Below are 9,275 nucleotides of genomic sequence, written 5' to 3'. Positions count from 1 at the left end.
CGACGGCGAACGGCGTGGTCGGCGCGGTGCCCAGAGGTGAGACGGGGGCGGCACTCGCCATGCCGGTACCGAGCAGGGTCGCGCCACCTACGCTCGCCGCTGCGACCGTGCTCAGCCTCAGGAAGGTACGTCGTTGCATCGACACGATGACTCCTTGGGAGGAAAGGATGTGTGGAACGGGCGGCGAGGCCTGGCTGCGGCCGGGCGGTCGGCTCGATGTCGCCGACCCGCCCGCCCGTCGGGTTCTGGCGGACGTAGCTGTTCGGCTGGGGCGCGTCCACGTCGCCGACGCTCGCGTCACCGGCGGTGTAGCTGTTGCCGGGCAGGGAGATCGGCGCGTCGAGGTAGTTGCCGCCGGTGCGGCGCAGTGACGGCTCGGACGGCGCCTGCTCGGTCCCGTTCACGACCGCGCGGACCGTGTACGAGGCGTCCGTCGGCGCCCAGGAGTCCAGGAACTTCGTGATCGGCGCGTCGTTCAGCTTGGTCTCGCCGCGGTACACGTTGAACCTGGTCGAGGCAGGCTCGCATCCGCGCGGCGGATCCCGTACGTGGTCATTCGATCTCCCTTGATCGAGTGAAGAAGACCCCTAGGCAGGCGGAGCACTGTGAACGTGCACGGCCGACTTGTCAAACGATGTGCTTTGATGGAACCGTATGTAGGCGATTGCCGCAAGAGTCTTGAACGCGTGTCTGTGAACGTGCACAGCATGGTCGAATTCGACGGCCTCATTCGACGAACCTGTTGGATCAGACCGGCTCGCTGACGACGCGAGCTCGCCGCCTCGTGCCGCTTCTCAGTTCTGCGTACTCGAAGGAGGCGAGCAGGCTGGTCGCGCCGGTCATTCGCGATTTTACTGTCCGATGTGGATGCTGCATGGGCGGCCGCGCGCTCGCGGTCGGCGGCACGAGGCCGCCGGCCGCGTCGGACCTGTTGCCTCACAAGGCCGATGGTTCGTCGGCAGCACGGGCCGGGATCAGTCGGAGCGGTGGTTTTGGTTGGCGGCCGCGACATTGCCCGCCGTCACCTTGGCGGGCCGGGGGCGATGACGGCGCCGTTCCGCGGAGGCAAACTCGAACCAGTCCTCGCACCCGTTCATGCACGGGTGGCTCCTCCCGGTCGACATCAGCACACCATCCGAACCGGGCGCCCGTTGTCGCCAGGTCATCGTGGCTGTGCCGGAGAGGCGTCTCTGCAGTCCACGCCGGGTGCTTGTTGAAGCGTTTCGATATGAGTTTCGACGTTTTGTCGGACCAGGATTGCCGGTTGACCCCGGGCGCGTCGAAGTACCTCGACGCGAATCGAAACTCTTGGTATTCGACGAGGTCGGATCAAGGCTGGACAACGTCGGTATGGTGCGTATTGATCGTCGTCCTCGAATGACCTTTGAATGCTTGGAATCTTTCGCGACATGCGAACTGCGCCTGCGTGACGAGCCCGGTTGCGCCCGTACAACACGCATTTGGACCCGACTGGCAGCGGAGGAACTCGGCATGGCGGCACACGACGACGCAGCAAGCGGTGCGGGTACGGGCGGGTCGGCGGAGCTGAACCGGCGCCGCTTCCTGGGTGGCGTGGCGCTCGGTGCGGGACTGGTGGCAGCACAACTACCGCTCGCGCGCCTGGCCGCTGCCGGCGAGGTATCGGTCCACCTGAATCCGGTGGCGCTGAGACCGGACGCGCGGGTCCGGGATCTGATCGCCGCGCTGACGCTCGACGAGAAGGTGGGCCTGCTGCACCAGTTCAGCATCGCCGTCATCCGCCTGGGGATCCCGCAGTTCCGCACCGGAACCGAGGGGTTGCACGGCCTGTCCTGGCTGGGCCGCGCCACTGTGTTCCCGCAGAACACCGGACTGGCGATGACCTGGAACCCGGCGCTCATGGTGAAGGTGGGCAACGTCATCGGGCGGGAGGCGCGCGCCTACAACAGCGTCGACGCCCGGTTCAACGGGATCGACATCTGGGCGCCGGTCGTCGATCTCGCGCGGGATCCGCGCAGCGGACGCGCGTCGGAGAGCATGGGCGAGGACGTCACGCTCGCCGCCACCATGTCGACGGCGATGGCGTGGGGGATGAAGGGGAACGACCCCGTCCACTACCAGAGCATCCCGACGCTCAAGCACATCGCGGCCTACGGGCAGGAGGCCGCGCGCACCTCGTACTCCGCCAACGCGACGCCGCGGAACCTGCACGAGTACTACTTGCGCGTCTTCCGGAAGGGGATCGAATCAGGCGCCGCGAACGGGATGATGACGTCCTACAACCTCGTCAACGGCAAGCCCACGATGGTGTTGCCGGAGATGATGTCCACTGTCTACGAGAAATGGGTTCCGGGCGGCTACGGGAACTGCGCCTACTTCAGCGTCACCGACGCCGGATCGCCGGGCAACCTGACCTTCTCGAACGGCTACTACCCCAGCGGCGCGGTTGGGCAGGCCGCCGCGATGGCCGACTCGATCAAGAACGGCGTCGCTGTCATGACGCCCGGCGACACCGACACGCCCAGCACACGGCGCCCGATCTACGAGGCGCTGGCCCGCGGCATGCTGACCGTCGCGGACATCGACAGGGCGGTTCACGGCATCCTGATGGTGCGCCTGCACGCCGGTGACCTCGATGCCGAGCCGACCAACCCGTACAAGCAGCTGAACATGCGCAACGCCTTGACGACGCCCGCGCACAGCGCCGTGGCGGCAGCTGCCGCACGGGAGCAGGTCGTGCTGCTGAAGAACACCGACCACATTCTGCCGCTGGACAAGTCGCTGTCGCGGCTGGCACTCGTGGGCCCGCTCGCTGACGAGAACTCCACCGACTTCTACGCCGGCAGCTACCCGTACGCGACCTTCATCAAGGACGAGGTCGCGGCGAGACTGAAGGGTGGCGCGAACGCGCTCGCCTTCACCCGCGGCCTCGACGTGGTCGGCCTGCAGGTTGTCAACGGCACCGGCACGCCCGACGGCAAGTTCCTGACCGCGGGCGGCACCGCGGACGCGCCCCTGACCGGGTCTGCCACCTCCGCCGACGATCCGTTGGCCCAGTTCTACGACTACGACTACGGGTACAACAACCATCTTCTGCGTTCGGTCGCCCACGATCGGTACCTCGCGGCCCGCGGCGCCGGCAACACGGTAATGGCCGACGCCGACCCGCCAGGTTTCGAAAGCCCCGACCGCTCCAGCCAGCAGTGGACGACAGACCAGAATCTCGGGATCGTCAGCCGGTCCGGGGCCACGGTGTCGCTGCGCTTCGCGAAGAGCTCCGGCATCGTCAGCCCGGCGGCGAGCCCCAACGTGTTCGTGAACACCAGCGCGCCCTACGACGTGCGGCACGACGGCTCGGTCTCCAGCCCCAACCGGCAGTTCGAGCTCGTCACCGTCAAGGACGGTATCGCCGACGCCGTCGCCAGCGCGTCCTCGGCTCCGGTGGCCGTCGTGGCCGTCGGCGACCAGCCGCACCTGACCTCGCGTGAGACACAGGACCGGCTCACCGAACCACCCGGCATCCAGCTGCCGCCCCACCAGCAGCAGCTCGTCGACGCGGTTGCCGCAACCAACCCGAACACGGTCGTGGTGGTCGTCGGCAGCTACCCGTTCGACCTGCGCACCATTGCCGCGAACCCGAACGTGAAGGCGATCGTCTACAGCAGCCATGCCGGCCAGGAGCTCGGTTCGGCGATCGCCGACGTGCTCTTCGGTGACCACACCCCGGCCGGTCGGCTCAACCAGACCTGGTACCCCGGTCTCGACGCGCTGCCGACGATCTCCGACTACGACATCATCAAGGGCAAACGCACCTACGAGTACTACGAAGGCGACGTCCTCTACCCCTTCGGGTACGGACTGACCTACACCTCGTTCCGCTACAGCAACCTCACCGTGAGCCCGGCCTCGTCGCGCAACACCCGCGACCCCGACATCTCAGTGGGATTCACGGTGACCAACACCGGCGCGGTGGCCAGCGACGAGGTCGCACAGGTGTACGCCAGTCACCGCCCAGGGGCCGAGTCGCGCGTCGAACATCCGAAGAAGCAACTCATCGGCTTCCAACGCATCCATCTCGCCCCGGGTCGGTCCCAGCGCGTCACCGTCGTCGCCAAGCTGTCCGACCTCGCGATCTGGGACGTGTCACGCGGCCGCTTCTTCGTGGAGCCCGGCAGCTACACGATCAGCGCCGCCCGCTCTTCGGCCGACGCGGACCAGCTGGTGTCACGCACCCTGACCGTGACCGGTGATCCGATCCCGGCACGTGACCTGAGCCGCGCCACGCCTGCCTGCGACTTCGACGACTACTCGTTCACGAGCCGGACGGCGACCGGCCTGCAGGCCGATGTCGTGCCGACATCGGTCAGCGAGGACGACACCTACGGCATCCTGGTCAGGACGGCAGGAGCGTGGGTCGAGTACGCCGATGTCAGCGTCGCCCGCCGTCCGGTGGGAATCACGATCCGCGCGTCCAACCCGAACCCCTCCGCGTCGAACATCGCGGTGTGGAGCGGCGGGCCGAGCGCGGACCAGGGCGGAACGCAGATCGGGACGATCACCGTCGCGCCCACCGGCAGCGCCCAGACGTTCGTCAACGCAGGTGCCGAACTGGCCCGGCCCAGCGATCGCACGGCCGACCTGCACCTCGTCTTCCCCGACCCCGGCGTGATCGTCAAATGGCTTCGTCTGGGGGCAGTGGCACCGGCGACGAATGCGGATGTCTCGATCACCTCGAACCTCTTCAGCTCGAGTGCGTCGACGTCCCTGGGGCGCGCCAGGGTCCGGGTTTCCGCCACGATCGAGCAACAGTCCGCGAGCTTGCTCCTCGAAGCACCGCTGCGCGGCACGGGAGTTGTCACCGGTCCGCCGACGTGGACGGTGACCGCTCCCGGCGGTGGCCCGACGACGCTCGCGACGATCAACAGTTCCGGCCAGTTGACCGCTACCGGCAAGGGAGACGGGACCGTGCGCGTCACCGCCACCTACGCCACCCCGCGCGGAACGGTCGCCGCGGAGCTCACGGTCACCCTCAAGAACCAGACCGTACCCGCGGGCACCGAGCCCGAGGCGATCATCATTCGCAGTGGCCACGATTCGCGCCCGCGCGACATCTCCTGGGGACCCAACCAGTTCTCCCGGTTCGGTGCGATCGACCAGCACCGCGGTTCGCTGATGCTGTCGGCGGTCACGTACCCGTTCCCGTCGGCGGCTCGCCCTGTCACCTTCGAGCTGACCGACAAGGACGGCCGCCCCACGGTTCTCGCGGAGATCACCGCATCGGCAGGCGGATTCATCGAGGGGCAGACCTCCGGCAACAACAACCGGGCGTGGAACTGCACGGTCCGCGCGACGGGCGTCGGCAACGGCGACATCTACCTCAAGGCGACCACGGGCAACGGCCTGTCCTGCACGACCCGGGTCGTGATCCAGGGGCAGACCGACAAGAAGGCGTTCACCGTCCGGCACGAGGCGGAACTGTTCGACGGCGCCGGAAACACCAGCGGCGCCTCGTCGAACCTACGTGTGGACAACGTCCACGGTGACGATGTCGGCCTGCAGCTGAACCGGATCCGCAACGGCGACTGGGTCGTCTATCGCAAGATCGACTTCGGCGGCGTCACCCTGGCCGACCTGACTCTCAACTACGTCAAGGTGTCGATCGAACCGGCCACGATCACCGTCAGGGCCGACGACCCGGTCAACGGGACCGTGCTCGGCAGCGTGACGGTCACCGGAGCCCACGACCTCAACTCGGCGACCGACTACCGCGATCCGCTCTACCACTGGCGGCGAACGACCGTGCCGATCACCGCCCTGCCCGGTGTGCACGACCTGTACTTCGTGTTCGACATCTCGCCCGGCATCCCGGACACCGACGTCTCGAACACCTGCGGCGCGGTGGCCGGCTGGCTCGACCTCGGCGTCAACTGGTTCAGGATCGGCTACCGCTTCGACGGCTTCCGCGCACCGGTCCTGAATCCGCCCGCGGTCAACACGGTGAAGGCCGGCAGCGCCGTGCCGATCAAGTTCGGCCTCGGTGGCAACGCCGGTCGCGATGTCGTGGCACCGGGATCACCCACGTCGCGGTTGATCGACATCAGTACCAGCGCACCGCGCGGAGCCCCCGCGACACCCGCGGGAAACCAGGGTGGCGTCCGCTACGACCCGAGGCGCGACGAGTACACCTACGTCTGGCAGACGGACAGGTCCTGGGCCGGCACCTGTCGCGAGTTCACGCTCACCCTGACCGACGGCACCACCCACTCGGCGCGATTCGCGTTCATATCCCGCGGTCAATAAATCCGGTCCAGGCGTCGTCGCCGTCAACTTCCGCCCCCTTTTCTGGCGAAATAGTCATCTGGTTCTTCCGTCGTGGCGATGTTCTCGCTAACGTCCGGCGGGGCATATCCGAAATCGAAGCGATTCGATTCGAATTCGACAGCTTGTGCATTCGTCGTGCGGAGGAGGGGTTGATGGCAGAGGCAGGGAGGCGGTCCAAGCGGGCTCTGGCGGTCACGCTGGCGGCCGCGCTGGCGATCGCCGGGTGCGGGTCGGGAGCCGGTGACGACGGGCCGAGGACGCTGAAACTCTGGCACTACGAAGGCCCGGACAGCGCGATGGGGGTGGCGTGGGCCGAGGCGGTCAAGCAGTTCGAGTCGACCCATCCCGGTGTCAAGGTGGCGTTCGAGGAGAAGGGGTTCGAGCAGATCCAGAAGACGGCACCGATGGTGCTGAACTCCAACGACGCGCCGGATGTCCTGGAGTACAACAAGGGCAACGCCACCGCGGGCCTGCTGTCGAAGCAGGGACTGCTGACCGACATCTCCGACGAGGTGACGAAGCGCGGCTGGGACAAGCAGCTGAGCCCGCGCATCCAGACCACGGCCCGCTACGACGAGCAGGGCGTGATGGGGTCGGGCAAGTGGTTCGGCGTGCCGAACTACGCCGAGTACGTGAAGGTCTTCTACAACAAGGACATGTTCGCGCAGCAGGGCATCGCCGTGCCGGCCACGCTCGAGGAGCTGACGGCGGCGATGGACAAGTTCGTCGCGGCCGGCGTCACGCCGCTCGCCGTCGGTGGCGCCGAGTACCCGGCGCACCAGATCATGTACCAGCTCGCGCTGTCGAAGGCGGACAAGGACTGGGTGGACCGGTACCAGCGGTACACCGGCAAGGTGGACTTCCACGACGCGGCGTGGACCTACGGCGCCCGCACGTTCGCCGACTGGGTGGACAAGCGCTACATCAGCAAGGACTCGGCCGGGGTGAAGGCCGAGGACATGGGTGTGTCGTTCATGCAGGGCAAGTACCCGATCATGATCTCGGGCACGTGGTGGTACGGCAGGCTGGCGGCCGGGATCAAGGACTTCCAGTGGGGCTCGTTCCTGTGGCCGGGGCTGACCGCCGGGTCCGCAGGCAACATGTGGGTGGTGCCGCAGGGTTCCAAGAACAAGGACCTGGCCTACGACTTCATCGCGATCACGATGTCGCCGCAGATCCAGGACAAGCTCAGGGACGCGGGCGGTGTGTCCCTCGTGGACAGCGGCACCGCTGCCGCCTCGCCGCAGATCCAGGAGCTCACGGAGAACTTCAAGACCCTGAGCGCGCAGGACCGCCTGGCCTTCTACCCCGACTGGCCCGCCCCCGGCTACTACGACGTGCAGGTCTTCGCGGTGCAGAAGCTGATCACCGGCACGGCCACGCCACAGCAGGTGCTGGACGAGCTGGCCAAGCCGTACCAGGAGAACCTGGCGAACGTCGGCAAATGATCGCGAGGACAGTGCGGGAACGCGGCTCGTACCTGCTGTTCCTGATCCCCGGCGCGCTGCTGCTGGTCGCGGTGATCCTGGTGCCGTTCGTGATGAACGTCGGCATCAGCTTCACCCGGTGGCAGGGCGTCGGCGATCCTAAGTGGACCGGGCTGGACAACTACACGCGGCTGTTCGGCGACAGCACGTTCTGGTCGTCGTTCCAGCACAACCTGGCGCTCGTGGTGGCGATGGCGATCCTGCCGACAGCCGCCGGACTGGTGATCGCGGCCGCGTTGTTCGACGTGATCGGCAGGAGGTTCGGGCAACGGGCGGCGAGCGTGCTGCGGGCGTGCGTCTACCTGCCGCAGGTGCTGCCGATCGCGGTGGCGGGCATCGTGTGGAGCTGGATCCTGGCTCCGCGGGGCGCGCTCAACGAGTTCCTCGGCGCTGTCGGACTGGGCTCGCTGGGGCAGAACTGGCTGGGCGACCCGGATGTCGCGCTGTGGAGCGTGATGGGCGTGCTGGTGTGGATCCAGCTCGGCTATCCGGTGGTGATCTTCATGGCGGGCATGCAGCGGGCCGACCTGTCGCTGTACGAGGCCGCCGAGCTGGACGGCGCGTCGTGGTGGGGCCGGTTCTGGCACGTGACCGTGCCGCAGCTGCGGCCCGAGGTCTTCGTGGTGCTGCTGACGTGCACGATCGCCGCGTTGAAGGTGTTCGGGCCGATCTACGTGCTGACCAGGGGCGGCCCGGGCGGGGCGACGAACGTCCCGTCCTACTTCTCGTTCCAGAACTTCTTCGAGAAGACCCAGGTCGGCTACGGCGCGGCGATCGCGACCGTCCTCACGGTGCTGATCCTCATCCTCACCACGGTGTTCCTGAAAGTGCAGAACCGGGGTGAGCGCACGTGAAACGCCATGCCGTGCTCTGGTCGCTGATCGTGCTCGTGGCCGTGATGCTGGCACCGTTCGTGATCGTGGCCCTGAACGCGCTGAAGACACCGGCGCAGTACGCGTCCGGCGGGCCGCTGGCGTTGCCCACCGACATCACCTTCCAGGGGATCATCGACTTCTGGAACCGGGTCGGATTCGGTCAGAAGCTGTTCAACAGCGTCGTCATCAGCGGTTCGGTCGCGGTGCTGGCGGTCGTCGTGTCGGTGCTGAACGCGTACGCGCTGGGCATCGGCCGGGTCCGCGGCAGGCTGTGGATCCTGATCGCCTTCCTGGTGGCGAACACGCTGCCGCAGGAGGCGATGGTGTACCCGTTGTACTTCCTGGCCAAGGAGACCGGGTTGTACGACACGCAGCTCAGCGTGATCATCATCTTCACGATCATCCAGGCCGCGTTCGGCACCTACCTGCTGTCCTCGACGTACGCCGGGTTTCCGCAGGAGCTGCTCGAGGCGGCCAGGATCGACGGCGCGAACAAGTGGCAGACCCTGGTCCGGATCGTGGTGCCGATCAGCAGACCCACCCTCGGTGTGCTGTTCGTCTTCTCCTTCATCTGGACGTGGAACGAGTTCTTCCTGCCGCTGGTCCTGCTGAT

General features: G+C 67.1%; 4 protein-coding genes and 1 pseudogene. 4 read left to right on the top strand and 1 reads right to left on the bottom strand.

What is annotated here, in order from left to right:
- Positions 1 to 500 (bottom strand): annotated as a pseudogene (locus UK23_RS45660) (hypothetical protein); the annotation flags it as partial.
- A gap of 991 nt (positions 501 to 1,491) precedes the next feature.
- Between UK23_RS45660 and UK23_RS49575 the strand changes: the two are divergent.
- The 4 genes from UK23_RS49575 to UK23_RS45640 all read left to right on the top strand — a co-directional run.
- A complete protein-coding gene (locus tag UK23_RS49575; protein WP_052685636.1) occupies positions 1,492 to 6,279 on the top strand; it encodes a glycoside hydrolase family 3 C-terminal domain-containing protein in 4,788 nt (1,595 codons plus the stop codon).
- Between the two features lie 173 nt (positions 6,280 to 6,452).
- Positions 6,453 to 7,748 (top strand): ABC transporter substrate-binding protein, encoded by a 1,296-nt coding sequence (locus UK23_RS45650; RefSeq protein WP_045318103.1) that lies wholly within the window; start codon positions 6,453 to 6,455, stop codon positions 7,746 to 7,748.
- Entirely contained in the window at positions 7,745 to 8,641 is an 897-nt protein-coding gene (locus tag UK23_RS45645; protein WP_045318102.1) for a carbohydrate ABC transporter permease, read from the top strand. Before UK23_RS45650 ends, UK23_RS45645 begins: the two co-directional genes overlap by 4 nt.
- The coding region (locus UK23_RS45640) for a carbohydrate ABC transporter permease (protein WP_052685635.1) at positions 8,638 to 9,275 on the top strand (638 nt) is incomplete at its 3' end. The genes UK23_RS45645 and UK23_RS45640, both read left to right, overlap by 4 nt.

The sequence above is a fragment of the Lentzea aerocolonigenes genome (genome assembly GCF_000955955.1).
Lineage (GTDB): Bacteria > Actinomycetota > Actinomycetes > Mycobacteriales > Pseudonocardiaceae > Lentzea > Lentzea aerocolonigenes_A.
This window is presented reverse-complemented; position numbering and strand designations above follow the sequence as displayed.